The 26,607-nt window shown below is 68.6% G+C and carries 13 protein-coding genes; 6 read left to right on the top strand and 7 right to left on the bottom strand.

Translation table 11 applies throughout. From position 1 onward, the window contains the following. Window positions 1–109: 109 nt before the first annotated feature. Together KY496_RS06755 and KY496_RS06750 are read right to left on the bottom strand one after the other, a co-directional pair. Window positions 110–5,443, bottom strand: coding sequence for a HAMP domain-containing protein (locus tag KY496_RS06755; RefSeq protein ID WP_219864302.1), 5,334 nt, complete (start codon window positions 5,441–5,443; stop codon window positions 110–112). After that, window positions 5,418–7,589 carry a bifunctional diguanylate cyclase/phosphodiesterase gene (locus tag KY496_RS06750; RefSeq protein ID WP_219864301.1) on the bottom strand — a complete coding sequence of 724 codons (2,172 nt, stop codon included), beginning with the start codon at window positions 7,587–7,589 and terminating at the stop codon, window positions 5,418–5,420. Before KY496_RS06750 ends, KY496_RS06755 begins: the two co-directional genes overlap by 26 nt. Window positions 7,590–7,833: 244 nt before the next feature. Here KY496_RS06750 and KY496_RS06745 point away from each other — a divergent pair, with 244 nt between their 5' ends. Further along, window positions 7,834–9,279, top strand: coding sequence for an NAD-dependent succinate-semialdehyde dehydrogenase (locus tag KY496_RS06745; protein ID WP_040776774.1), 1,446 nt, complete (start codon window positions 7,834–7,836; stop codon window positions 9,277–9,279). Between the two features lies 1 nt (window position 9,280). Here KY496_RS06745 and KY496_RS06740 read toward each other — a convergent pair whose 3' ends face one another. Together KY496_RS06740 and KY496_RS06735 are read right to left on the bottom strand one after the other, a co-directional pair. Further along, the gene (locus tag KY496_RS06740; RefSeq protein ID WP_005667565.1) at window positions 9,281–10,231 is read right to left on the bottom strand and encodes a glycoside hydrolase family 43 protein; all 951 of its coding nucleotides are present in this window, start codon (window positions 10,229–10,231) and stop codon (window positions 9,281–9,283) included. Continuing rightward, window positions 10,228–12,174 carry a family 43 glycosylhydrolase gene (locus KY496_RS06735; protein WP_219864300.1) on the bottom strand — a complete coding sequence of 649 codons (1,947 nt, stop codon included), beginning with the start codon at window positions 12,172–12,174 and terminating at the stop codon, window positions 10,228–10,230. Before KY496_RS06735 ends, KY496_RS06740 begins: the two co-directional genes overlap by 4 nt. A gap of 194 nt (window positions 12,175–12,368) precedes the next feature. Here KY496_RS06735 and KY496_RS06730 point away from each other — a divergent pair, with 194 nt between their 5' ends. The 4 genes from KY496_RS06730 to KY496_RS06715 all read left to right on the top strand — a co-directional run bounded on the left by KY496_RS06730 (window position 12,369) and on the right by KY496_RS06715 (window position 20,457). Then, window positions 12,369–13,886: a family 43 glycosylhydrolase gene (locus KY496_RS06730; protein ID WP_219864299.1), complete on the top strand. Its 1,518-nt coding sequence runs from the start codon at window positions 12,369–12,371 to the stop codon at window positions 13,884–13,886. Window positions 13,887–13,897: 11 nt separating this feature from the next. Next, a complete protein-coding gene (locus KY496_RS06725) occupies window positions 13,898–16,234 on the top strand; it encodes a glycoside hydrolase family 2 TIM barrel-domain containing protein (protein WP_229520453.1) in 2,337 nt (778 codons plus the stop codon). Window positions 16,235–16,349: 115 nt separating this feature from the next. Further along, a complete protein-coding gene (locus KY496_RS06720) occupies window positions 16,350–19,139 on the top strand; it encodes a Tat pathway signal sequence domain protein (RefSeq protein WP_229520452.1) in 2,790 nt (929 codons plus the stop codon). A gap of 19 nt (window positions 19,140–19,158) precedes the next feature. After that, a complete protein-coding gene (locus KY496_RS06715; RefSeq protein ID WP_219864297.1) occupies window positions 19,159–20,457 on the top strand; it encodes a glycoside hydrolase family 28 protein in 1,299 nt (432 codons plus the stop codon). 3 nt (window positions 20,458–20,460) lie between these two features. Here KY496_RS06715 and galK read toward each other — a convergent pair whose 3' ends face one another. From galK to KY496_RS06700, 3 genes are read right to left on the bottom strand one after another with little or no spacing between them, the layout of a single operon-like run. Further along, the gene (gene galK / locus KY496_RS06710; protein ID WP_219864296.1) at window positions 20,461–21,627 is read right to left on the bottom strand and encodes a galactokinase; all 1,167 of its coding nucleotides are present in this window, start codon (window positions 21,625–21,627) and stop codon (window positions 20,461–20,463) included. A 7-nt stretch (window positions 21,628–21,634) separates the two neighbouring features. Then, the gene (locus KY496_RS06705; protein ID WP_219864295.1) at window positions 21,635–22,708 is read right to left on the bottom strand and encodes a UDP-glucose--hexose-1-phosphate uridylyltransferase; all 1,074 of its coding nucleotides are present in this window, start codon (window positions 22,706–22,708) and stop codon (window positions 21,635–21,637) included. A gap of 33 nt (window positions 22,709–22,741) precedes the next feature. Further along, window positions 22,742–24,412: a sodium/solute symporter gene (locus KY496_RS06700; protein ID WP_071362524.1), complete on the bottom strand. Its 1,671-nt coding sequence runs from the start codon at window positions 24,410–24,412 to the stop codon at window positions 22,742–22,744. A 292-nt stretch (window positions 24,413–24,704) separates the two neighbouring features. Here KY496_RS06700 and KY496_RS06695 point away from each other — a divergent pair, with 292 nt between their 5' ends. Then, window positions 24,705–26,606, top strand: a complete 1,902-nt coding sequence (locus KY496_RS06695) for a type VI secretion system Vgr family protein (RefSeq protein WP_219864294.1) — start codon at window positions 24,705–24,707, stop codon at window positions 26,604–26,606. Window position 26,607: the final 1 nt, after the last annotated feature.

The raw sequence follows: 26,607 nt of genomic DNA, 5'->3' as shown, positions 1-26,607 counted from the left end.
CCGACCGACTTGATAGTCGGAAGAGCATAACCGGCCTTCGCAATCCCGGATTGACGGCGCGCAGCTGCCCGGACCGCCAGCACCAGGGGACGCGGGTTCGAAAGACTGCCTACTCCCGGTCCATCGCCTGCCGATCCAGCCACACCCCCAGCTGCGCCAGCAACTGCCCGCTATCCACCGGCTTCGACGCATAATCCGACGCCCCCGCCGCCAGGCACTTGGCGCGATCCTCCAGCATCGCCTTGGCCGTGAGCGCGATGATGGGCAGGTGGGCGAAGCGGGGATCGGCGCGAATCCGGCGCGTGGTCTCGTAACCGTCCAGGTCCGGCATCATGATGTCCATGAGGACGATGTCGATGCCGGGATGGATGTCGAGCTGCCTGAGCGCCTCCTTGCCCGATTCGACCGCATTGACCATCATGCCGGCATTCTCGAGCATCCCGGTCAGCGCGAACAGGTTGCGCACGTCGTCGTCGACGATCAGCGCGCACTTGCCGTGCAGGATCTCGGCGGCCTCCGGGCGTGCGGCCGGGTCGGGTGCGGACGCCTCGACGTCTTCCCTGATCCGTTCCAGGAAGGCGGATACCGCTGCCGTCTTCTCGGCCAGCGACTGCCCGTCATGGCCGAGCACCGCGGCATCCAGTTCGGCCAGTTGCTCGAGCGTGGCCGGATCGAGCATGCGCTCGGCGTACAGCACGGCCGGGATGTGCGCGAGGACCGGATCGCCGCGCATCTTGCGCAGTAAATCGATGCCGTTCGCGCCGGCCAGGTCGACGTCGATCACGATGCCCTGGTAGGCATGCCGTTCCAGCGCGGCCAGCGCCGCCGGGGCGTCGGCGACCAGGTCGAGCGCCCGTCCGGGCCCGGCCAGCACCTGGGTGATCGCCTCCCGGCGGGCGCGGTTGTCGGCCGCCAGCAGCAGGACCCGGATCGGCGGCGCCAGCTGGGCGGTCAGGTCGGCGAACACCTGGGCCAGCGTCGCCAGGTCGGCTGGCTTGGTGGTGTAGCTGGCCACGCCGTGCCGGGCGCCGCGTCCGGGGCGGTCGCGCACCGAGATCACGTGCACCGGAATGGCGCCCGTCGCATGGTCGGACTTGAGGCGGTCGGCGATGTCCCAGCCGTCGGTGTCGGGCAGCTCGAGGTCGAGCGTGATCGCATCCGGCCGGTTGCGCTGGGCCAGCATGAAGCCGTCCTCGCCGTTGTCCGCGACCAGCGTGTCGAAGCCGCGCTCGCGCGCCATGTCCTGCAGCGTGCGCGCGAACACCGGGTCGTCCTCGATCACCAGCAGCAGCGGGGCGCTCTGATGCGCCGGCGCACGCGGGAACCCGGCGGCGGAGGTGCCGCTGGTTTGGCCGGCGGGCGCGCCGTTGCCGCCGTTGTTGCCGTTGCCGCCATTGCGCATGCGATGGTTCAGGCGCTGGCGGATGGCGTCGCCATCCGGCGCAGCGGTCCCCGGGGCCTGCTGCGGCAGGAAGAAGGTGAAGGTGCTGCCCACGCCTTCCTCGCTCTCCACGCTCAGTTCGCCGTCGAGCAGGCGCGCAATCTCGCGGCTGATCGCCAGTCCCAGGCCGGTGCCGCCGTAGCGCCGCGAGGTGCTGGCGTCGGCCTGCTGGAATGCCTCGAAGATCATCTGGCGCTTGTCCAGCGGGATGCCGATGCCGGTGTCGGTGACGCTGAAGGCCACCACCCGCGGCGCATGCTCCAGCGCCGGCTGGTCGCGCGTCCAGCCGCTGCCGGCGATGCGCGCCGCCAGCGTCACGCCGCCCTTCGAGGTGAACTTCAGGGCATTGGACAACAGGTTGGTCAGCAACTGCTTGACGCGCTGGCCGTCGGTGCGCAGCAGCGGCGGCAGGTCGGGCGCGAAGTCGATCCGGAACGTCAGCCCCTTGGCCTCGAACTGGTAACGCATGCTTTTCTCGAGGTCGGCCGCCAGCGCGGCCGGCGCCACGTCGGCCAGGTCGAGCGAGACGCTGCCGGCCTCGATCTTCGACAGGTCGAGGATGTCGTTGATCACGTTCAGCAGGTCGCGTCCCGACGAATACATCACCTTCACCATCTCGATCTGCTTGTCGCTCAGGTTGCGCTCGCGGTTCAGGCGCAGCTGCTCGGCCAGCAGGAGCAGGCTGTTCAGGGGCGACCTGAGCTCGTGCGACATATTGGCCAGGAATTCGGACTTGTAGCGCGAGGTCAGGGACAGTTGTTCGGCCTTCTCTTGCAGGCTGCGGCGGGCTTCCTCGATCTGGCGGTTCTTGGCTTCGACCTCGGTATTCTGGTCGGCCAGCTGGTGCGCCTTGCGTTCCAGCTCGGCGTTGATGTCCTTGAGTTCGGTCTGCTGCGACTTGAATTCGTTTTCGAGCTTCTGCGCCTGCTGGCGCAGCAGCATCTCGGTGCCGGACGCCGTCTCGATCGAATTGAACACGATGCCCAGGCCGTCCGACAGCTGGTCCAGGAAGTTCAGGTGGATCGCCTGGAACGCCTCGAACGAGGCCAGCTCGATCACCGCCTTCACCTGGCCCTCGAACAGGATCGGCAGCAGCACGATATTGCGCGGACTGGCCTGGCCCAGCCCGGACACGATCTGAATGTAGTCGTCAGGCAGGTTGGCGACCAGGATGCGCTGCTTCTCGAACGCGGCCTGGCCCACCAGGCCTTCGCCGACGCGCCACTCGCGCGACAGGTTCTTGCGCTCCTGGTAGCCGTAGCTGGCCATCAGGGTGAGCATGGGAGTGGAACCTGAGGCGCCCGGCGCCGCCTTGCCGTGGCGCGGCGCCTGCATCAGGTACAGCACCGCGTGCTGGGCCGCGACCAGCGGGGCGAGCTCCGACAACAGCATGCGCGAGACCGTCATGATGTCGCGCTGGCCCTGCAGCATGCGGTTCAGGCGCGCCAGGTTGGTCTTGAGCCAGTCCTGCTCGGTGTTGCGCTCGGTGGTCTGCTTGAGGTTGCGGATCATCTGGTTGACGTTGTCCTTCAGGTCGGCCACCTCGCCGCGCGCCGCCACCGCGATCGAGCGCCCGAGGTCGCCCTTGGTGACGGCGGTCGCCACTTCGCCGATCGCGCGCACCTGGGTCGACAGGTTGGCGGCCAGCTCGTTGACGTTGTCGACCAGGTCGCGCCAGCTGCCGGCGGCGCCGGGCACGGTCGCCTGGCCGCCCAGGCGGCCCTCGACGCCCACCTCGCGCGCCACCCGCGTCACCTGGTCGCTGAAGGTGGCCAGCGTGTCGACCATGTCGTTGATGGTGTCGGCCAGCGCCGCCACCTCGCCCTTGGCCGGCACCACCATCTTCTGCTTCAGGTTGCCGACGGCGACCCCGGTCACCACCTTGGCCATGCCGCGCACCTGGTCGGTCAGGTTGGCGGCCATCAGGTTGACGCTGTCGGTCAGGTCCTTCCATACGCCCGAGACGCCCTTGACCTGGGCCTGGCCGCCCAGCCGGCCCTCGGTGCCCACCTCGCGCGCGACGCGCGTGACTTCGGCGCAGAAGGCGTTGAGCTGGTCGACCATGATGTTGACAGTGTTTTTCAGCTCCAGGATCTCGCCCTGCACGTCCACCGTGATCTTGCGCGACAGGTCGCCATTGGCCACCGCCGTGGTGACGGTGGCGATATTGCGCACCTGGCCGGTCAGGTTGCTGGCCATCAGGTTCACGTTGTCGGTGAGGTCCTTCCACACGCCGGCCACCGCCGGCACGTAGGCCTGGCCGCCCAGGCGCCCCTCGGTGCCGACCTCGCGCGCCACCCGCGTGACTTCGCCGGCGAAGCCGCGCAACTGGTCGACCATGGTGTTGATGGTCTGCTTGAGCTGCAGCACTTCGCCATGGACGTCGACCGTGATGGTCTTCGACAGGTCGCCGTTGGCCACCGCGGTGGTGACGGTGGCGATGTTGCGCACCTGGTCGGTGAGATTGCTGGCCATCAGGTTGACGCTGTCGGTCAGGTTCTTCCACACGCCCGACACGCCCGCGACCTCGGCCTGGCCGCCCAGGCGGCCCTCGGTGCCGACTTCGACCGCCACCCGCGTGACCTCGCCCGAGAAGCTCTTGAGCTGGTCGACCATCACGTTGATGACGTCCTTGATCTGCAGGATCTCGCCCTGGACCTCGACCGTGATCTTGCGTCCCAGGTCGCCGTTGGCGATCGCCGTGGCGACCTTCGACACGTCGCGCAGCTGCACCGTCAGGTTGCCGGCCATGGCATTGACGCTGTCGGTCAGGTCCTTCCACACTCCGGACACGTCCTTCACCTCGGCCTGGCCGCCCAGCTTGCCCTCGGTGCCGACCTCGCGCGCCACCCGCGTCACCTCGCTGCAAAAGGCGTTGAGCTGGTCGACCATGATGTTGACCGTGTTCTTCAGCTCGAGCACCTCGCCGCGGGCGTCGGCCGTGATCTTGCGCGACAGGTCGCCGCGCGCCACGGCGGTGGTCACCTCGGCGATGTTGCGCACCTGGCCGGTGACGTTGCTGGCCATGGCGTTGACGCTGTCGGTCAGGTCCTTCCATACGCCGCCCACGTCCTTGACCTCGGCCTGGCCTCCCAGCTTGCCTTCAAGGCCGACCTCGCGCGCCACCCGCGTGACTTCACCCGCGAAGCCGTTCAGCTGGTCCACCATCAGGTTGATGGTGTCCTTCAGGCGCAGGATCTCGCCGCTGACGTCGACCGTGATCTTGCGCGACAGGTCGCCCTCGGCCACGGCGGTGGTCACTTCGGCGATATTGCGCACCTGGCCGGTGAGGTTGCTGGCCATGCGGTTGACGTTGTCGGTGAGGTCGCGCCACACGCCCGAGGCGCCCTCGACCTGGGCCTGGCCGCCCAGCTTGCCGTCGGTGCCGACTTCGCGCGCCACCCGCGACACCTCGCTCGAAAAATTGTTGAGCTGGTCGAGCATGGTGTTGATCGTATTGGCGTTCTTGAGGAATTCGCCGCGCAGCGGACGGCCTTCGATCTCGAGCAGCATGCTCTCGGTGAGCACGCCGCGCGCGACGGCGCCGATCACCCGGCCGACCTCGCGCACCGGCTGCACCAGGTTGTCGATCATCGAATTGATGGCGTCGACCTCGTCGCCCCAGGCGCCATCGGTCTTGTCGAGCATCATGCGCTGGCCCAGGCGGCCCTCGATGCCGACCGCTACCGAGACCTGCTCGACCGCGCCGGCCAGCTTGCCGTGGGTGGCGACGATGTCGTTGACGGCGTCGGCGATCTTGCCGTCGATGCCGGTCCAGTCGTGCGGCAGGCGTACGCTGAAGTCGCCCGCGCGCAAGGCCATCAGCGCGTCCAGCAGCAGCGCCTGGGACGGCGCGCCGCCCGCGCCGTCGGGCGCGCCAATGCCCATGCCGGCCCCGGCGCGCCCGCCGCGGCGTTCGTGGGCGGCGGCGTCGAGCGCACGCCGGCCCGGCGTGCGACGCGCCTTGACGCGGCGCTCAGGCGCCGCCTGCTCGGTTGTCATGATGTTCCCTGGTGGCCTCGATGCGGAACGGTCCGCGCCTGAGCAGGCCGACCGCATCTTCGTTGGAAACCGCGGCGCTGAAGTAGTTCCCCTGCAATTCGTCGCAGCCGTGGGCGACCAGGAAGTCCACCTGTTCCCGGGTTTCGACCCCTTCGGCGATCACGGTCAGCTCGAGCACGTGGGCCAGGCCGATGATGGCCAGCACGATCGCGGCGTCGCTGGGGTCGGTGGCGATGTCGCGCACGAAGGAGGCGTCGATCTTGAGCTTGTCGATCGGAAAGCGCTTCAGGTAGGCGAGCGAAGAGTAGCCGGTGCCGAAGTCGTCGATCGCGATCGTCATGCCCAGCGCGTGGATCTGGTGCAGGGTCTCGATCGCCTGGGCCGGGTTGCTCATCACGCCCGATTCGGTCAGCTCGACCTCGAGCAGGGCCGGCTGGATGCGCGCCGCGTCCACCGCGGCGCCGAGGCTGCGCGCGACGTCCTCGCGCCGGAACTGCAGCGCCGAGACGTTGACCGCGATCGGGACGTCGGCGAAGCCGAGCCCGGTCCAGCGCTGCAGCTCGGCCGCCACCTGGCGGATCGCCCAGGCGCCGATCGGGTCGATGCGCCCGGTTTCCTCGGCGATCGGGATGAACTGGCTGGGCGAGATCGTGGCGCCGTCGGCCTGCGGCCAGCGGATCAACGCCTCGAAGCCGATGATGGCGCCGCTGGCGGCCCGCACCTTGGGCTGGTAGTGCATCACGAACTCGTCGTTGCGGATCGCGCGCTGCAGCGCGCTGCCGAGCGCCAGGCGGTGGCTGGCCACCTCTTGCATCTGCGCCGTGAAGAAGCAGTAGTGGGCGCCGCCGTCGCGCTTGGCGTGGTACATCGCGATGTCGGCGTTGCGCAGCAGCGTGTCGGGGTCGCCGCCGTCGCCGGGAAAGATGGCCATCCCGATGCTGGGCACGATGTGCAGCTCGCTGCCCTCGATCTGGCAGGCTTCCGAGACGGCGGAGATGATCTTCTCGGCCACCAGCGCTGCGTCGGCCAGCTGGTGCAGCTCGACCAGCATCACCACGAACTCGTCGCCGCCGACCCGCGCCACCGTATCGCCCTCGCGCACGCTGGCGGCCAGGCGCTCGGCCACCACCTGCAGCAGGCGGTCGCCGGCGGCGTGGCCGAGGGTGTCGTTGACTTCCTTGAAATGGTCGAGGTCGAGAAACAGCACCGCGACCTGTGCGCGCTGGCGTTCGCGCTGGGCCGTGGCCTGGCCCAGGCGGTCGAGCAGCAAGAGCCGGTTCGGCAGGCCGGTCAGGCTGTCGTGGAAGGACTGGTGCAGCACGTAGGCCTCCATTTCCTTGCGCTCGGTGATGTCGCGCGAGATCAGCACCAGTTGCGAGACGGCGCCGTTCGGTGCGCGGATCAGGCTGGCGTCGGATTCGAAATACCGCTCGCTGCGGCCCAGCACGCGGTACTGCAGGCGCCAGTGGGATTCGCCGGCGGGCGGGTGCTCGACCAGGGCGCGCACCCGCTCGCGATCGTCCACCTGCACGATCTCCAGGTAGCGCGCGCCGGGGCCGACGGCGGCGCCGAACTCGGCGCGGTAGCTGGGGCTGGTGTACAGCCAGGCCCCGGCAGGGTCGAGCAGCGCGACGTAGTCGCCCGCGTGCTCGAGGATCAGGCGTTCGATGCCGGCGTCCGGCGCCTCGCCGTGCGCCCCGAGCGCCAGGGCGCGCACGGGGCGCCGCTCGGGCGCGTCATCGAGGAAGGCCTGGACCTTCGCCTTGAGCACTTCGGGCGCCACCGGCATGAACACGTAGTCGCTCGCGCCCACCTCGAAGCCGCGGCTGCGATCGAGGTCGCTCGCGCGGTGCGAGGTCAGGAACACGATCGGCGTGGCGCGCGAGCGCGGCCGGGCGCGCACCAGGCGCGCGGTCTCGAAGCCGTCCAGGCCGGCCATCTTGACGTCCATGAGGATGACGCAGAAATCCTGCTTGAGCAGGCGCAGCAGGGCCTGTTCGCCGGAGCTGGCGGTGACGAGGTCGGCGTCGAGGTCGCCGAGCACGCTGCGCAGGGCGAACAGCGCGCCCGGGTCGTCATTGACCAGCAGGACCGCCGGCGCCTCCTGGTTCGCGGCGGGGGCGACGCGGGCTTGGGGGATGAGCATGGCAGGTACTCCGCGGTCCAGCGGGCGCAGGTGTGCACTTTCCGTGGACATCTGAATCAGGTACGAATGCCGGGTGATTCTATGTCACCTGGCCACAAATATCGACCGGGCGCACGATACGCGCTGTCCTGGACAGGACCGTGGCCGGCAAGGGCCGGGCGTGAGCGGCCATATCGTGGCGCTCTCGGCCAACCTTCGCGAAAAGGACTATCATGAACGCTTTACCAACCGGACCTTGATGCTCATGACGACCTCCAGCTATCCCGACATCCGCCTCCTGATCGCCAACGAATGGGTCGACGCCACCGGCGGCAAGACCATTCCCGTGGTCAACCCGGCCACCGGACAGCCGATCGGCAACGTGGCCCATGCCGCCATCGCCGACCTGGACCGCGCGCTGGCCGCCGCCCAGAAAGGTTTCGAGGCCTGGCGCTTCGTTCCCGCCGCCGAGCGCGCCGCCACCATGCGCCGCGCCGCCAACCTGCTGCGCGAGCGCGCCGGCGACATCGCGCGCCTCCTGACCCAGGAACAGGGCAAGCCGCTGGCCGAAGCGAAGATGGAAGCCTTGGCCGGCGCCGAGATCATCGACTGGTTCGCCGCAGAAGGCATGCGCGTGTATGGCCGCATCGTCCCATCGCGCAATCCGGCCGCCCAGCAGCTGGTGCTGAAGGAACCGGTCGGCCCGGTCGCCGCCTTCACGCCGTGGAACTTCCCGATCAACCAGGTCGTGCGCAAGCTGGCCGCGGCGCTGGCCACCGGCTGCTCCTTCCTGTGCAAGGCGCCGGAAGAAACCCCGGCGTCACCGGCCGCGCTGTTCCAGTGCTTCGTCGACGCCGGCGTGCCGCCGGGCGTGGTCGGCCTGGTGTTCGGCGACCCGGCCGAAATCTCCGGCTACCTGATCCCGCACCCGGTCATCCGCAAGGTCACCTTCACCGGCTCGACCCCGGTCGGCAAGCAGCTGGCCGCCCTGGCGGGCGCCCACATGAAGCGCGTGACCATGGAATTGGGCGGCCATGCGCCGGTGATCGTCGCGGCCGACGCCGACGTCGCGCTGGCCGTCAAGGCCGCCGGCGGCGCCAAGTTCCGCAATGCGGGCCAGGTGTGCATCTCGCCGACCCGCTTCCTGGTGCACAACGCGGTCAAGGACGAGTTTACCCGCGCGCTGGTCAAGCATGCCGAAAGCCTCAAGCTCGGTGACGGCCTGCAGGAAGGCACCACGCTCGGGCCGCTGGCCAATCCACGCCGCCTGACCGCGATGTCGCAGCTGGTGGACGACGCGCGCGCCAAGGGCGCGGTGGTCGCCACCGGCGGCGCGCGCGTCGGCGACGCCGGCAACTTCTTCGCGCCGACCATCCTGGCCGACGTGCCCCTGGAGGCGAGCGTGTTCAACGACGAGCCGTTCGGCCCGGTGGCGGCGATCCGCGGCTTCGACAGCCTCGAGGATGCGATCCAGGAGGCCAACCGCCTGCCGTACGGCCTGGCCGGCTATGCCTTCACCAGCTCGATCAAGAACGCCCAGCTCCTGATGAACCGCGTCGAAGTCGGCATGCTGTGGATCAACCAGCCGGCCACGCCAAGCGCCGAACTGCCGTTCGGCGGCGTCAAGGATTCGGGCTACGGTTCCGAAGGCGGTCCGGAGGCGCTGGAATCCTACCTCAACACCAAGGCCGTTTCGATGGTCGGAGTGTGATCTAGTTGTTGCAGCCCGGCGCCGGATTGGCCGCCGGGCCGGCGCGGGTCTGGGCGATGCGGGGAATCGCGCCGTCCTTCCCGTAGCTGAATTCCTCGACCGCGACCGAACGGCGGTAATCGGCGTTCGATACCATCTCGTTATGGTAGAACACATAGGATTTGCCGTTGAAGTCGGCGAACGCCTGGTGGATCGTGTGCGTCACCTTGTTCTTGTCCATGATCACGCCGCGATAGGTCCAGGGGCCGGTCGGGCTCGGGCCCGTCGCATAGGCGATCACCTCGGGCAGGCCGCTCGCATAGCTCAGGTAGTACACCCCGTCGCGCTTGTGCAGCCAGGGCGCTTCTTCGAAATTGAACAGGCCCACGGTCCGGATCGTGCCATCGAGCTCGATCATGTTCGGCTTGAGCCTGACGTACTTGAGCACCTTGTTTCCGAAGTACATATAGGCCTGGCCGTCGTCGTCCACGAACACGGCCGGGTCGATGTCGTCCCAGCCGTTCGGCGTTTCGCGCGTCATGTCGTTGGTCACCAGGGCCGAGCCGCGCGCATCCCTGAACGGTCCGGTGGGCGTGTCCGACACGCCGACGCCGATCGCGAAGCCGGGGATCGTGGCGTGCTTGACCGGCGCATACAGGTAATATTTTCCCTTGTGCCTGACGACGTCGGCGGCAAACGCATCGGCCTTGGCCCAGGCGAAGGTCTTGACCATGGCGGCGACGCCGTGATCGGTCCAGTTGCGCATATCGCAGGTCGAGAACACGCGCCACTCGTTCATCCTGTAGGTCGTCTCGCCCGGACTGGCTTCGTCGCGGCCCGTGTACAGGTAGAGGCGCTTGCCGTCGACCACCACGGCCGGGTCGGCGGTGAAGATGTCGGTCACGATCGGGTTGGCGGCATGTGCGCCGGCGGCGATGCAGAAGAGGAGGGCGGGCGGCAGGTGGCGCATCATGGCGGGCTCGCTTTGCTTGGGGCCGCAACGGCCCAGCGGGCCAGGAGCCGCCGGTATTCGTCGCTGCTGATATTCAGGATGGCGCCGTGGCGCTTCTTGCTGTGGCCATGGTCGATCCTGGCCGGGTCCGCGCGCCGGAAGCGCTCCGGTCGCGTCAGGTCGTCGCTGGTCAGCGCCAGGTAGCCGGCCTTGCGCGCGTACTGGTCGACCCACATCGCCCATTCGCCGCTCTGCGCGATCCTGAACAGGATCGGCCCTTCGACGTCCTTGCCGGTCAGGCCGAGCGGCCGCAGGTCGCCCAGGATGTCCCACTGGCCCAGGAGCTCGTTGGCGCCCTCCAGCGTCAGCTGGCCGTCGCCCGACGCACGCACGTAGCGGTAGCGCGAGCGCGGATCGTCGATCTTGACGATCTGGGTGTCGATCAGGCCATGCGTGCCGGGACGGTCGATATACAGCGTGGCCGGCGTGAAGCTGACGAAGTCGCGCGTGCGTGAATAATAGATGCGCGGCTTGGTGACGCCGTTGGCCGGCGAAATCGTGGCCCAGTAGACGAGGTAGTCGCCGCTGCGCTCGTCGTAGATGGCTTCGGGCGCCCAGGCGCAGCCGGCGTCGGGAATGGCGCCGGCCACGTCCACCAGGCGCGGCGCCGACCAGTCGACCAGGTTGGTCGATTCCCAGATCATCAGTTTCGTGCTGCCCTTGTGCATGGCGGCTTGCCAGCCCTTGCCGTTGGCGATGCGCAGATCGGTGGCGAGAATCCAGAACTTGTCGCCCCGCGGCGAGCGCACGATCGCCGGATCGCGCACGCCCTGTTCGCCGACGCTGCTGCGCAGGATGGGCTTCGAGCCGTTCAGGTCGGTCCAGCGATAGCCGTCCTGGCTGGTGGCAAAGTGGATCTGCTCGCCGTCGGCGGTCTCGCTGGTGAAGTGGACCAGCAGGTAGTTGGGGCGGTCTGCCGGCGCGGCGGCATTCAAGCCCTTGCCGTCGACGATCGGCTCGCCGACGTCGCCAGGCTGGAAGGCCGGTTGCATCGGGTCCATCGGCAGGATGTTGCCGTCGGCGTCGAAGCTCATCTTCGCCAGCACGGTCTGGCGCTGGTAGCCGTTGCCGTCCGGGATGGCATGGCGGTGGTAGGCCACATACCAGCGGTCGGTGCCGGGCACCTGGACCACGCTGTGGTGGGCGGTGCCGACCGCGGCGCCGTTCTTTTGCAGGACGATGAAGTTCGTCGTCGCCGCTTTCACCGGTCCCAACGGCGAATTTGCCGTGCCCCAGCCGACCCGGTAATCTGGGCTGCGCGCGTCGTCGATCGACCACATGAAGTAATACTTGCCCTGGCGCTTGAACACCACCACGCCTTCGCGGAAATCCTTCATCGGGATGCGATGCGCCTCGCCTTCGACGCTGACCATGTCCGGCTTGAGCTTGTAGGCGTTGGCCTCGATGCCGTTGCCCCAGTACAGATAGGCCTGGCCGTCGTCGTCGATGAAGGGGTAGGGATCGATCGTATTCGTCGTCATCGTGCTGGTGCGCACCAGCAGCGGCGCGCCGAGGGCGTCGACGAACGGTCCGCGCGGCGATTTGGCGGTGGCCACGCCGATCTTGTGGTCGGCGCTGAAGTAGAAATAATACGTGCCGTTGCGCTCGATGGCGTCGGGCGCCCAGGCCTTGATATTGGCCCACTTCACATCGTTGGCGACGTCCAGCACCATCCGCTCCTTCTTCCACTTGACGAGGTCCTTCGAGGACCAGACCGAGAAGTCGGTGGTCATCCAGTTCGGCTTGTCGGACGTCGGGTAAAGATAATACGTGTCGCCGAACACCCGGATCGACGGGTCGGCGGTGAAACCCTCGAGCGCGGGCGCGGGCGTCACGTCCTGCGCCTGTACCGGGAACAGGGCGGTGGCCGCGAATGCGATGATCGATGAGACGAGACGATGCATGCTGGGTCGGGTTCCGTACAGGATGGACAGACTGTCATTATGGGCGATGTGTCCCAGGCCCGAACGGCAAGCGGAGGATTGCTCAGCATGTTGATCGGAGGATCGTCGCCGCAGGCGGCAGGTGGCTCTTATACTGCCGGACGGAGCGGGAAGGCCCGCATGCCCGGCGCGTCGGGCGCCACACTGGAGAACCGATGATCGAGCATTTCCGCCGCAGCGGCTGGATCGCCTGCCTGGCCCTGGCCCTTGCTGGCGCGACGCACCAGGCAGTCGCCGCCGAAACCACCATCCGTAATGGCGTCTTCTGGAAGGACAGCGCCGGCACGCCGATCTACTCGCAGGGCGGCGGCATGCTCAAGGTCGGCGCGAAGTACTACTGGTATGGCGTGAAGTATGCCGAAGCGGTGCGCTACGCCGACGCGCCCGGACAGGCGTTCGCTCAGCCGCACTTCAGCGCGGTCACCGCCTATTCGTCGACCGACCTGGTGAACTGGACCTTCGAAGGCGACGTTCTCACGCCGCAGGGCCTGGGCGCGCTGCACGATCCGAAGGCCTGGCTGGGACGCATGGGCGTGGTGTACCACAAGGCGACCGGCAAGTACGTGCTGCTCACCCAGTACAGCAGCAAGGGCACGGGCGGCGGCGTGCTGTTCGCCACCAGCGACAGTCCCAACGGCCCCTTCGTGTTCGCACGCCTGCAGGCGAGCATCGAGAACGTCGCCACTCCCACCTCGGGCGACCAGACCGTGTTCACCGACGACAATGGCCAGCCTTACCTGATCTTCAGCAGCAACGGCGACCGGCGCCAGTTGTACGTGGCGCCGCTGCGGCCGTCCGACTTCCTGCAGGTCGACGCGGCCACGAACATCCACAGCGCGCCGGCCGGCGGGCGCGAAGGCAATGCGATGTTCAAGCACCGGGGCCTGTACTATTTCTGCTCGTCCGACCTGCACGGCTGGAACGCCTCGCGCAGCTTCTACATGACGTCGCCGAACATCACCGGCCCGTATACGCCGGAGCGGATCATCGAGGGCACCGAGGCGGATTTTTCTCACGTGTCGCAGAACGGCTTCTTCATCCCGGTCCAGGGCAGCGCCGGCGCCACGGTCCTGTATGCGGGTGACCGCTGGAGCAATTTTGCCGGGAACGGGCTTGGCTACCATGTCTGGGCGCCGCTGTCGTTCGAGGGCACGGCGCCGCGCTTCAACTCGCTCAGCGAATTCACGCTGGACGCCGCGCGCGGCGCCTGGGCCGTCGGCAAAGGCAATAATTACCTGCTCAACCCCGGCTTCGAGGCGGACAGGGTGCGCCAGACGAGCGTCGCCGGATGGATCAGCAGCTGGACCAGCATCAAGGGCGATGCGCCGTTCATGAACGCGCCCGATGGTCGCACCGGGCGCTGGGCCTTGAGCCTGCGCCATGCGGGACAGACGATGGGCAGCGCGATCCAGAACGTCACGCTGCCGAACGGCCGCTACACGCTCAGGGCCTGGGTGAAAAGCGGCGGCGGCCAGCGCGTGGCGCGCCTGTACGCGTCGGGCAACGGCGGCGCAGAGATCGCCCGCTCCTTGCCGGACAAGTTGGCGCAGTGGACCGAGGTGACGCTGTCCGGCATCCAGGTCACTACCGGCAGCGTGCAGATCGGCGTCTACTCGGAAGGGAAGGATGGCGATTGGCTCGCCCTCGACGACTTCAGCCTGGTGCGCGAATGATGAACATTTCCATGATCTTGTTTGGCGCGGCTCGTGCGGCCCTGCTCGTGCTGACGATGGCGCCCGTCGCGCCGGCACAGGCGGCGGAGCTGAACCTGAACGCCTCCTGGCAGTTCTTCCGCGACGAGGGCGGCCAGCTCGCCAGCGCGGACCAGGTGCCAAACGGCGCCTGGACCGAGGTGAACCTCCCGCACGCGGCGCGCATCGAGCCACGCGTGCCCACGGCGCCGTGGCAGGGCACGGTGTTCTACAAGAAGCGCCTGGACGTCAGGCTGCGGCCGGGTGAGCGCGCCATCCTGCGTTTCGAGGGCGTGATGAACGTGGCCGACGTCTGGCTGAACGGCCGCCACCTGGGACAGCACCTGGGCGGCTACCTGCCGTTCGCGTTCGACGTGACCGATGTTCTGCGTGATACGGGCGGAAACGAGCTCGTGGTGCGCGCCAATAACGAGGATAACCCGATCACCGGCCCCAAGCCGCTCAAGCAGCTCGACTACATCCAGCACGGCGGCATCTACCGCGACGTGCGGCTCGTGATCAAGCCGGCGGTGCACGTGACGGACGAAATGCTCTCGGCCACGCCGGGCGGCGGCGGGGTGTTCGTGACCTATCCGCGCGTCGCCAGGGACGAGGCGCTGGTAGAGGTCAAGGCCGAGGTCAGCAACACGTCGCAGAGCGCGCAGGCGGTCACCGTGCGCCACACGCTGGCATGGGACGGCCGGCCAGTGGCCGAGGCAGAGGAGCAGCTGCGCCTGGCGGCGGGCGAACGCCGCCACGTCACGCTGCCGCTCACCCTGCGCGCGCCGAGACTGTGGTCGCCGCGCTCGCCCAACCTGTACCGGCTGGAGACGAGGGTCTTTGCCGCCGGCAGCCAAGACATGGTCGCGACCCGCATCGGCGTGCGCCGCCTGGCTTTCGAGGGCGGGCGCCTGCTGCTCAACGGCGAGCCCATGCGCCTGCGCGGCGTCAACCGCCACCAGGAATACCCCTACGTCGGCTATGCGCTGTCGCCGCAGGCCGACGCGCGCGATGCGCTGCTGATCAAGCGCTACGGCTTCGACTTCGTGCGCCTGTCGCATTATCCGCAGTCGCCGGCCTTCATGGCGGCGGCCGACGAACTGGGCTTGCTGGTCTTGCCGGCCATCCCCGGCTGGCAGTTCCACAATCCCGACCCGGCGTTCGCGCGCCAGGTGGTGCGCACCTGCGCCGACCTGATCCGGCGCGACCGCAACCATCCCAGCGTCGTGGCCTGGGAATGCTCGCTCAACGAGACCGGCATGCCGGAGCCGCTGGTGCAGGCGCTGCACGCCGCCGTGCACCAGGAGTATCCGGGCGACCAGGCCTGGTCCGCCGGCTGGGTGCCGCAGACCTATGACCTCTACCTGCAGGCGCGCCAGCACAGGACCGGCAGCAAGCACGAGGCGCCGGCCAAGCCGCTGATCGTGTCCGAGTATGGCGACTGGGAATACTATGCGATGAACGCGGGCCTGAACCAGGACGCCTGGGCCGACCTCAAGCCGGCCGACCGCTCGAGCCGCCAGGCGCTGGGCAGCGGCGAAACGCGGTTGCTGCAGCAGGCCCGCAACGTGGCCGAGGCCCACGACGACAATGCCGCCACGCCGGCCTTCGCCGACGGCTACTGGGTGATGTTCGACTATGCGCGCGGCTATGCGCCGGACCTCGAGGAATCGGGATTGCTCAGCATCGAGCGTCTGCCCAAGTTCGCGGCCGAGTTCTTCCGCTCCCAGCGTAGCGCTTCGGAGAGTTCGCCGCGCTGGGGCGGCGGCCCGATGGTCTTCATCGCCAGCTACTGGCAAGCTGGCTCGAATCCGCGCGTCCGTGTGTTCAGCAATGCCGAGGAAGTGGAGCTGCGCCTGAACGGCAAGCCGATCGGCCGCCAACGAGTCGCACCCTCGAAAGCCCATCCGCGCCTGGCGCATCCGCCGCTCGAATTCGACACCGGCGGCTACGCGCCCGGCGAACTCGTGGCGCTGGCCTATGCCGGCGGGCGGGTCGTGGCCGAGCACCGGGTGCGCACGCCCCGGCAGCCGACGACGCTGGCCTTGGAACTCGACGACCTCGGCGTGCCCGTGGCCGAGGGCGACCTGGTCTTCCTGCGCGCCCGCCTGCGCGACGCCGATGGCAGCACGGTGCCTGCGAGCGGCACGCAGGTTGCCTTCTCCGGCATCGAGGGCGCCGAGATCGTCGGCAGTCAAGTGGTCGCGACCGAGGCCGGGATCGCCAGCGTGCTGGTGCGCGTGAACGGACCGCGCGCCGGCGTCGCCGCCACGGCGCAGGCGGGCGCCCTGCGTGGCGCGCTTGCCGGCGCGCCGGCGTCGACGAGGTGAAGTGGCAGGCCGCTTGGGCGTGAATCGATCCATTGCTTGATTATTTCTGGTCAGGAAGCCGCAGGCGCTGCTCACGGCCGCATAATCCATCGCACTGAAATATCGGAGACGCCGCTTGCCACCATTCCTCCCTTCCCGCAGGCGTTTCGTGCAGATGGCGGCCGCGCTGGCCGCCGTGCCCGGCGCGCCAATCGCCTCCAACGCTGCCACCGCGAATGTCGGCGGCAAAGGCAAGCCGGTCGCCGGCACCGCGCTGCGCTGGCTCGATGGCCAGCCGCCAGCGCGCTTCGAAGGCGCGACCCTGGGCGTGCCCTGGCCGCGCGGCGCCCTGCGCCTGCCGGCCGACAAGATCCTGCGCTTCACCCTGGGCAGCAGCGGGCCGGCGCTGCAATCGTGGCCGCTGGCCTACTGGCCGGACGGCTCGCTCAAGTGGACGGCGCATGCGGTGGCCGGCGGCGTGACCGCCTCCGGCTGGAATCTGGAAGCGGGCGCCGGCGCGGTGAAAGCAGGCGTTTCGGTCAGGCAGTCCGCCGGCGCGCTGACGGTGAGCGCCGGCGAACTGACGTGGACCGTGCCGACAAGTGGTGAATACCTGGTCGAACGCGCGACCCGCGCCGGCCGTGTGACGATGCAGCACCTGCGCCTGGTCGCGCTGCGCCAGGACGGCGCCGAGCCGGAAGGCGCGGGCAGCGTGCGCCGCGAACTCTTCACCAGCAAGGTCACGCGCGTCACGCTGGAGCAGGACGGGCCGGTGCGGGCCGTCGTCAAGCTCGACGGCGTGCACACGGCGCGCGCGGCGGCCGGGCGCGACTGGCTCCCGTTCTCGGTGCGCCTGTACTTCTATGTCGGTTCGGACAGTGTGCGCATCGTTCACTCATTCATCTACGACGGCGACCCGGCCCGGGATTTCATCGCAGGACTCGGCGTGACGGCGAGGGTAGCCATGCTCGACGCGACCCACGACCGCCACGTGCGCTTCGCCGGCGAAGGCGTCGGCGTGTGGGGCGAAGCGGTGCGGCCGGTGACCGGCCTGCGGCGCGATCCCGGCCAGGAATACAAGGACGCGCAGGTCGCCGGCAGGGCGCTGCCGCCACTGTCCGGCATGGCCAAGCCGGTGCAGGACGGCCTGCGCTGGATTCCCGAGTGGGGCGATTTTTCGCTCACCCAACCCACGCCGGACGGCTTCGTGCTGCGCAAGCGCACCCGCAGCGGGCATGCCTGGATCGACGCCAATGCCGGCGCTCGGACGAAGGGGCTGGTGTACGCCGGCGGCGCGACGGGCGGCGTGGCGCTCGGCTTCAAGGATTTCTGGCAGCGCACGCCCAGCCAGCTGGACGTGCGTAACGCTGCGACCGCCATGGCCGACGTCACCGCCTGGCTCTGGTCACCGTCAAGCCCGGCGATGGACATGCGCTCCTACCGCTCGGCCGACGGCATGGACACCTTCGAAGAACAGATCGCGGGCCTGAACATCACCTATGAGGATTACGAGCCGGGCTGGGACGCCTCGCCCGGTGTGGCGCGCACCACCGAGCTGCAATTGTGGGTGCTGGGCGCCACGCCCTCGCACCAGGATTTTTCGAACATGGCCGAGCAGGTGGCCAATCCGGCCCGGCTGGTGCTGGCGCCGGCCCGCATCCACGCCTGCGGCGTGTTCGGCGACTGGGACGTGGTCGACCGCAGCACGCCGGCGCGCAGGCTGATCGAGGATCATCTCGCATTCAGGCTGGACCAATACCTGCGCGAAGTCGAGCAGCACCGCTGGTATGGGTTCTGGTCGTACGGCGACGTGATGCACGCCTATGACAACGACCGCCACATGTGGCGCTACGATATCGGCGGCTATGCCTGGGACAATTCGGAGCTGTCGACCGACCTGTGGCTGTGGTACAGCTACCTGCGCACCGGCCGCGCCGACATCTTCAAGTTCGCCGAGGCGATGACGCGGCATACGGGCGAAGTGGACGTGTACCACGCCGGCCCGTTCAAGGGCTTCGGCACGCGCCATGGGGTGCAGCACTGGTCCGATTCGTCCAAGCAGCCGCGCGTATCGAACGCCGCCTATCGGCGCATCCATTACTTCCTCACCGCCGACGAACGCACGGGCGACCTGATGCGCGAGCTGCTCGATTCCGACGCCGACCTGCATAAGGTCGATATCGGCCGCAAGCTGCGTCCGGGCGCCAAGCCAGGCGCGCTGCCGACGGCCGGCAGGTCGGCAGGGAGGGCGGCGAGCGCACCGGCGCTGGTCGACGCCTCGTTCGGCACCGTCTGGGGTTCGCTGGTCGCGGCCTGGCTGGCCGAATGGGAGCGCACGGGCGACACCCGCTGGCGCGACAAGATCGTGAACGGCATGCGCACCATCGGCGCGCTCGAGCGGCGCTGGTTCGCGGCCGCGGCGCCCTACGATCCCAGGACGGGCAAGTTCAGCGGGCCGGGCGACCAGGCCCGCATCTCGCAACTGAACGGCGTGTTTGGCGTGGTCGAGATGAGTTCCGAACTCCTGACCCTGGTCGATGAGCCGGGCTACCGCAAGGCCTGGCTCGAGTACTGCCGCTACTACAACGCACCGAAGGAAGAGTTGATCGCGCTGCTGGGCAGCGAGCCGCGCGGCCGGGCCCAGCCCGATTCGCACTCGCGCCTCTCCGCCTACGCCGCCCACCACGAGCGCGACCGGGCGCTGGCCCTGCGCGCCTGGCGCGAACTGTTCGCGTCCAACTTCATGAAGTCGCACGCGCAGGCCAGAAAGGTCGGGGGCGTCGCGGTCTTGCGCGAGCTTCACGAGCTGCCGAACATCGGCACCAACGGCTCGGCGCAGTGGAGCCTGGCCGCGATCCAGAACATGGCGCTGGTCGGGGACGCGCTGGACGAGGCGGCGCGCGCCGCCGGCCTGGTGGGACCATGACACGCAAGGAGACAAGATCATGCCGCACACGCATTCCACTCGCCGGCGCCTGACGCTCTCGCTCATGGCTGCGCCATTCTGCGCCGGCGCCGCGCCGGCCCTGGCTGCGGGCGCCGGGCGGTCCGACGTCACGGCCTACGGCGCCGTGGCCGACGACAAGACCGTCAACACCGCCGCCATCCAGCAGACGATCGATGCGCTGGCCGCGCGCGGCGGCGGGACGGTGGTCGTGCCGCGCGGCGTCTTCGTCAGTGGGGCGTTGTTCTTCAAGCCCGGCGTCCACTTGCACCTGGCCAAGGGGGCGGTCCTCAAGTGCTCGACGGACCTGTCGCATTTTCCGGTCCGGCGCACCCGGATCGAGGGCCACTTCGCCGAGAACTTCAACCCGGCGCTGGTCAATGCCGACGGCTGCGACGGTTTCCATCTCAGCGGCGAAGGAACGCTCGACGGCGCCGGGCGTCCGATCTGGGATCGATTCTGGACGCTGCGCAAGGCCTACAAGGATCCGGGCAACTTCCCGAACATCAGCGTCCCGCGCGCGCGCCTGGCCCTGATCGAGCGCTCGCGCGGCGTGACGGTCGAGGGCGTGACCTTCAAGGATTCGCAGTTCTGGAACCTGCACCTGTACCGCTGTCAGGACGTGACGGTGAAGCATGCGCGCTTCGTGGTGCCGGACGATTACGAGCAGGCGCCGAGCACCGACGGGATCGACCTCGACAGCTGTCAGCGGGTGACGATCGACGGTTGTTATTTTTCGGTGACCGACGACTGCATCGCCGCCAAGGGCTCCAAGGGACCGTTCGCGCTGCAGGACAAGGACAGCCCGCCGGTGGTCGGCGTCCATGTGCGCAACTGCGAATTCCGGCGCGGCCACAGCGTCATGACCCTGGGCAGCGAAGCGACCCTGGTGCGCGACATCCTGGTCGAGGATTGCCGGGTGACGGGCCACGTGCTCAATGTGGCGGTGCTCAAGCTGCGCCCGGACACGCCCCAGCACTACGAGAACGTCCACCTGCGCAAGCTGAGCCTGCAGTCGGAGCGCGGCGCCATCGTCTCGGTGCAGCCGTGGACGCAGTACGTGGACCTGAAGGGCGCGCCGCCGCCGAAGTCGATCGTGCGCAATATCAGGCTGGAGGACATCAAGGGCCGCTACGGCGGCTTCGGGCGCATCCGGCCGAATCCCGGCCAGACCGAGATCAGCGACATCGTGTTCAAGGACATCGCGCTCGCACTGCGCGACCCCAGGCCCGATATCGCCGGCGCCAGCGGCGTCCGGCTGGACAACGTGATCGTCAACGGCCGGAAGGTCTCGTTGTAGCGCCTACAGGCTGCCCGCGCCGGCCGCCGCGCGGCAGACGTGCACGGTGGCTTGCGCGCCGTTCGGCGCCCGGTAGTCGCGCGCCAGCGCCAGCCGCGCGACCTCCACCAATGCTTCCGGCACCAGCGCCACCACGCAGCCGCCGAAGCCGCCGCCGGTCATGCGCACGCCGCCGGCATCGCCGATCGCGTCCTTGACGATGTCGACCAGGCGGTCGATGGCGGGCACCGTGATCTCGAAATCGTCGCGCATCGACGCATGCGAGGCCGCCATCAGCTCGCCCATGCGCTCCAGGTCGCCGGCGGCCAGCGCCTCTGCCGCCGCGACGACGCGCGCATTCTCGCTGACGACGTGGCGCGCGCGGCGCAGCGCGACCGGATCGAGGCCGGCGCCTTTCTCCGCCAGCGCGGCCAGGTCGACGTCGCGCAGGGCCGGCACGCCGAAGTGGCGCGCCGCTTGCTCGCACTGCGCGCGCCGCGTGTTGTAGGCGCTGTCGACCAGGCCGCGCGTGATGTGCGATTCGACGATCATGATCGCCGCGCCGGCCGGGATCGGCACCGGGCTGACTTGCAGTGAACGGCAGTCGATCAGCAGCGCGTGGTCCTGGACGCCGCAGGCGGAGCTGATCTGGTCCATATTGCCGCACTTGCAGCCGACGAAGTCGTTCTCGGCGCGCTGGGCCACCAGCGCCGCCTCGATCGGGCCCAGGCCCGGGTGGTCGGGCAGGGTGGAGAACAGCGTGCACACCGCCACCGACAGCGAGGCCGAGGACGACAGGCCGGCGCCTTGCGGCACGTCGCCGGCGATGACCATGTCCATGCCGGGCAAGGAGTGGCCCGAGGGCTCGCGCTGCAGCAGCTCGTGCACCACGCCGCGCACGTAATTGGCCCACATCGGCGCGGCCAGGCGTTCGATCGGGGCGTCGAGCGCATACTCGTCGATGGCGTCGTCATAATCGGCGGCCACCACCCGCATGCGGCGGTCGGCGCGCGGGCGCGCCACGATCACCGTGCGGTAACCGATGGCGCAGGGCAGCACCAGGCCGCCGTTGTAGTCGGTATGTTCGCCGATCAGGTTGACCCGGCCCGGGGCTTGGACCCGGATCGTGGCCGGCTGGCCGAAGGCGGCCAAGAAGACGTCGGCCGCTCTGGCCGTCAAAAGATCGCTCATCGTGCGCTCAAGGGTTGGAAGCGGGGGCATCGGGGGCGTCGAGGTAGTGCACCTCGTCGGAGACGGCGCGCAGCATGGCGGCCGCCTGTTCCGGCGTCAGGTCGCGCTGGGCCTCGGCCAGCATCTCGAAGCCGACCATGAACTTGCGCACCGAGGCCGAACGCAGCAGCGGCGGATGGAAGTGGGCATGCAGCTGCCAGGCCGGCCCGCCGTCGTCAGCGTCGTCTTGCCCGTACGGCGCGCCGTGCCAGCCCATCGAATACGGGAACGAGGTCTGGAACAGGTTGTCGTAGCGGGTGGTCAGGCGCTTGAGGGCGAGCGCCAGGTCGGCGCGCTGCGCGTCGTCCAGGTCTTCCAGGCGCGCGACCTTGAAGCGCGGCAGCAGCAGCGTCTCGAACGGCCAGGCCGCCCAGTACGGCACCACGGCCAGCCAGTGCGCGGTCTCGACCACCACCCGCTCTCGCGCCTGCGCCTCGCGCTCCGCGACGTCGAGCAGCAGCGGACGGCCGTGCTCGGCGTGGTAGGCGCGCTGGTGGCGGTCTTCGCGCGCGGGCAGGTCGGGCAGGAAGCTGGTGGCCCAGACCTGGCCATGCGGGTGCGGGTTGGAGCAGCCCATCGCCGCCCCCTTGTTCTCGAACACCTGGACCCAGCGGTACCTGGCGCCCAGCTCGGCGGCTTGCTCGCACCAGGTGTCGACCACCTCGCGCAGCGCCGGCAGGGGCAGCTGCGGCAGCGATTTGGCGTGGTCGGGCGAGAAGCAGATCACGCGGCTGGTGCCGCGCGCGCTCATGTTCTGGAACAGCGGGTCGGCGCCCGGCGGCGCCTCCGGGGTGTCGGGTGTCAGGGCCGCGAAGTCGTTCGCGAACACATACGTGCCCTGGTAGTCGGGATTGCGCTCGCCATTGACGCGCACATTGCCGGCGCACAGGTAGCAGCCCGGGTCGTGCGCCGGCTTGGGGGCGCGGTCGGGGGCTTCCTGCTGCCCTTGCCAGGGGCGCTTGGCGCGGTGGGGAGACACAAGTACCCAGTCGCCGCCGAGCGGATCGTAACGGCGGTGCGGGTGGTCGGTAGGGTTGAACATCGCTTTCCTCGTCATGGTCGGTTGGCCCCGAGCTTACCACCCGATGCCATAGATGGCGACCAGCAGCACGCAGATCACGGCCGAGCCCAGCGCGAAGCCGCCATCGACGCGGAACAGCGAACGGTCGATGTGCATGCGCTTGAGCGCGCCGTCCTGCTCGGCCATCTTGCTCATCACGACCATGCCGATGACCACCATGATGAACACGATCAGCATGCGGTCGAGGAACGGGATCTCGTAGACACCGGCGCCGTTGTCGACCGCGAAGCCGATCGGGGCCAGGAACGACAGGTCCATCGCCAGCGGCAGGAACTTGAGGAACACCGAGAACACCAGGCCGCCGATGGTGGCGAACATCGCGGCCGCCGCCGTGGTCTTGCGCCAGTAGAATCCGAGCAGGAACATCGCCAGGATGCCGGGCGAGACGAAACCGGTGTATTCCTGGATGTACTGGAAGCCACCTTTCTTGTCGATGCCCATCAGTGGCGCCAGCAGCACGGCGATGGCCATCGAGACCACCACCGACACGCGGCCGATCCACACCATCTTCTGTTCGCTGGCTTCGCGGTTGAAGTGCTTGTTGTAGATGTCGAGCGTGAAGATGGTGGCGATGCTGTTGGCCTTGCCGGCCAGCGAGGCCACCACGGCCGCCGTCAGCGCCGCGAAGGCCAGGCCCTTGATGCCGGCCGGGAGCAGGGCGAGCAGGGTCGGATAGGCGCGGTCGGGATTGAGTTCGCCGCCCGGGCGCATGGCGTCGCCCAGGGTGCCCGAGCGGTCGAGCGCGTAGGCGGCGATGCCGGGCAGGACCACGATGATCGGCATCAGGAGTTTCAGGAAGGCGGCGAACAGCAGGCCCTTGCGCGCGGTGTGCAGGTCGGCGCCGAGCGCGCGCTGGATGATGTACTGGTTGCAGCCCCAGTAGTTGAGGTTCACGATCAGCATGCCGCCGATGATGGTCGAGAGGCCCGGCAAGTCCATATAGCTCGGGTTGTCGCGCGAGAGCACCATGTCGAAATGCTCGCCGGCGCGCACATACAGCTCGCTCATGCCGCGCAGGGCGCCCTGGCCGCCGGCCAGCGCCGCCACCAGGTCGAGCGCGATCCAGGTGGTGACCAGGCCGCCGATCACGAGGCACAGCACCTGCACCACGTCGGTGTAGCCGATCACCTTCATGCCGCCCAGCGTGATCACGGTGGCGAACAGCGCCAGGAACAGCATGCAGGCCATCACGTCGAGGCCGGCGATGCTGCTGATCGCCAGCGCGCCGAGGTAGAGGATGGCGGTCAGGTTCACCACCACGTAGAGGCCGAGCCAGAACACCGCCATGGTGGTGGCCACCGCCTTGCCGTAGCGCTGCTCGAGGAACTGCGGCATCGTGTAGATGCGGTTCTTGAGGTAGACCGGCATGAAGAACACGGCCACGATCACCAGCGTCACGGCCGCCATCAGTTCATAGACGGCGATCGCCATGCCGATGCGGTAGCCGGAGCCGCTCATGCCGATGAACTGCTCGGCCGAGATGTTCGAGGCGATCAGCGAGGCCCCGATCGCCCACCAGGTGAGGGACCCTTCCGCCAGGAAGAAATCGTGGGTGGCCTTGCCGCTGCTGCGCTTCTTGCGCCAGTAGATCCAGATGCCATAGGCCGAGATGGCCACGAAGTAAACCAGGAAGACGAAGGTGTCGAGCGTGGTGAATGGGGTCATGGGTCGATGTCTCTGTGCCGCCGGGGTCTGATGTCCCGGTCGTGGTTGTCCGTCGAGCGCGGCGTCATTCGCCGTGCCGTCGCCGCCGGCTCCGTAAAGACGCCGGCTCAGCGATAGTACCGCACGGCCGGCCGCCGGTCTGTTCAATCTGGTGATTGATCAGCAGACGGGCGGCAGTTGATCGGCAGCAAGCCCCGCGGTTGCTCACTATACCGTGAAACCTTGTCATAGAACTAATACGATTTTTGCAAGGCGATTACGCTGGGAAGCAGGCCATTGCCGGAGACATGCCATGCGCGATGCAACCCGCATCCCCCAGCTTGCCAGCACGCTCAGCCAGCACAACCGCATCCTGCGGCTTTCCTTCCCGCATGGGGACGGCCCGGCCGCGCTGCTGCTGGTCGATACGCTGGAAGCGTCCGAAGGCCTGTCGCGGCCCTTCAGCTACACGCTCGGGCTGCTGTCCGACGACGCGCACATTGCGCTGAAAGACCTGCAGGGCAAGCTGCTGTGCGTGGAACTGGTGCGCCGCGACGGCACGCTGCGCCATTTCACGGGACGGGTATTCCGTTTCGCGCTGCTCAAGGTCGACGGTGGCTTCGCCTTCTACGAAGCGCGGCTGGGACCATGGCTCGATTTTCTGGCGCTACGCAAGGACAACTACCTGTTCCACCACGCGAGCCTGTACGACCAGACGCGCAGCGTGTTCGCCGACTATGGCGTGCTGGCCGACTGGGACTGGCGCGTGAGGAGCGAAGAGCGCGTGATGACGCAGGCCTGCCAGTTCGACGAAAGCGACTTGAACTACCTGGCGCGGCGCTGGGCGGCGGCCGGGATCTACTACTGGTTCGAGCATGGCGCCGACGGCCACCGGCTGGTGCTGGCCGACGATTCGACGCGCGCCGCCGCCATCGACGGCGATCCGGCCGTCCCCTACCAGCGCCACGGCGGCGCGGTCGAGGAAGACGGCATCGGCGAGTGGTCGGCGGCGCGCCAGCTGGTGCCCTCCAGCGTCGCCGTGAGCAGCTACGACTTCAGGAACGGCCGCGCGGCGCTGGCCTCGACCACGACGCTCAATCGCCAGGGCCAGGTGCCGGCGCTCGAATCCTACGACTATGCGGGAGCCTACGGCTTCGCCGGCCTGGCCGCGGGCGATGCGCTGGCGCGCCTGCGGATGGAGGAAGCCGAGGCGCGCGGCAAGCTGTTCGAGGGTGCGGGCAACAACCGCTGCCTGATGCCGGGCCGCTGGTTCCGCCTCGACGGCCACTTCGATACCGGCGGCGAGGGCGCCAGCGAGTTCCTCGTGCTCGACTGCCACCACCGCGCCACCAACAACTACCTGGCGCAGGACGAGGAACCGGCCTACGAGAACCGCGTCGCCTGCCAGCGCCGCGCGATCCCCTGGCGGCCGGGCCGCGGCTTCCATTGCGACGAGACCCGCATCTACGGCATCCAGAGCGCCACCGTGGTCGGCCCGCGCGGCGAAGAGATCCATACCGACGAATTCGGGCGGGTGCGCGTCCAGTTCCACTGGGACCGTGAAGGCCAACACGACGAGCGCAGCTCGGCCTGGATCCGCGTCGCCACCCCATGGGCCGGTTCCAACTTCGGCATGACCTCGATCCCGCGCATCGGGTCCGAGGTGATCGTGTCCTTCCTGGGCGGCGACCCGGACCGGCCGCTGATCACCGGCATGGTGCCGAACGCGCTGACGATGCCGCCGTGGGAACTCCCGGCCAACAAGACCCAGAGCGGCGTGCTGTCGCGCTCCTCGCCGGGCGGCGGCTACGACAACGCCAATGCGATCCGCTTCGAGGACAAGAAAGGCGGCGAGCAGCTGTGGGTCCAGGCCGAGCGCAACCTCGACACCGTGGTCAAGCACAGCGAAACCCGGACCGTCGGCGCCGACAGCAGCCTGCAGGTCGGCGGTACGCAAACGCAGGACATCGGCGGGGACCGCACCCTCACGGTCGGCGGCGCGCAGACCCATACCATCCGGCGCGACCTGACGCTCAATGTGAGCGAAGGGCGCCACACCAGCACCGTCAAGGGCGACGTGAGCATCACCTCGCTCGACGGCGCGGTCACTGTCGTCTCGCCGCGCAAGATCACCTTCGCCGTCGGCGGCAGCACCATCACGTTGACGCCGGACGAGATCGTGATCAACGCGGGCAAGATTTTCCTCAATCCCTGAA

Source organism: Massilia sp. NP310 (assembly GCF_019443485.1).
Lineage (GTDB): Bacteria > Pseudomonadota > Gammaproteobacteria > Burkholderiales > Burkholderiaceae_D > Telluria > Telluria timonae.
The sequence above is the reverse complement of the archived record's forward strand: the minus strand, read 5'-3'. Positions and strand labels throughout refer to the sequence as shown.

Excerpts from the sequence above, each read along its gene's own strand:
- KY496_RS06755 (WP_219864302.1), bottom strand. The coding sequence starts at position 5,443 with ATGACAACCGAGCAGGCGGCGCCTGAGCGCCGCGTCAAGGCGCGTCGC.
- KY496_RS06750 (WP_219864301.1), bottom strand. The coding sequence starts at position 7,589 with ATGCTCATCCCCCAAGCCCGCGTCGCCCCCGCCGCGAACCAGGAGGCG.
- KY496_RS06745 (WP_040776774.1), top strand. The coding sequence starts at position 7,834 with ATGACGACCTCCAGCTATCCCGACATCCGCCTCCTGATCGCCAACGAA.
- KY496_RS06740 (WP_005667565.1), bottom strand. The coding sequence starts at position 10,231 with ATGATGCGCCACCTGCCGCCCGCCCTCCTCTTCTGCATCGCCGCCGGC.
- KY496_RS06735 (WP_219864300.1), bottom strand. The coding sequence starts at position 12,174 with ATGCATCGTCTCGTCTCATCGATCATCGCATTCGCGGCCACCGCCCTG.
- KY496_RS06730 (WP_219864299.1), top strand. The coding sequence starts at position 12,369 with ATGATCGAGCATTTCCGCCGCAGCGGCTGGATCGCCTGCCTGGCCCTG.
- KY496_RS06725 (WP_229520453.1), top strand. The coding sequence starts at position 13,898 with ATGATCTTGTTTGGCGCGGCTCGTGCGGCCCTGCTCGTGCTGACGATG.
- KY496_RS06715 (WP_219864297.1), top strand. The coding sequence starts at position 19,159 with ATGCCGCACACGCATTCCACTCGCCGGCGCCTGACGCTCTCGCTCATG.
- galK (WP_219864296.1), bottom strand. The coding sequence starts at position 21,627 with ATGAGCGATCTTTTGACGGCCAGAGCGGCCGACGTCTTCTTGGCCGCC.
- KY496_RS06705 (WP_219864295.1), bottom strand. The coding sequence starts at position 22,708 with ATGTTCAACCCTACCGACCACCCGCACCGCCGTTACGATCCGCTCGGC.
- KY496_RS06700 (WP_071362524.1), bottom strand. The coding sequence starts at position 24,412 with ATGACCCCATTCACCACGCTCGACACCTTCGTCTTCCTGGTTTACTTC.
- KY496_RS06695 (WP_219864294.1), top strand. The coding sequence starts at position 24,705 with ATGCGCGATGCAACCCGCATCCCCCAGCTTGCCAGCACGCTCAGCCAG.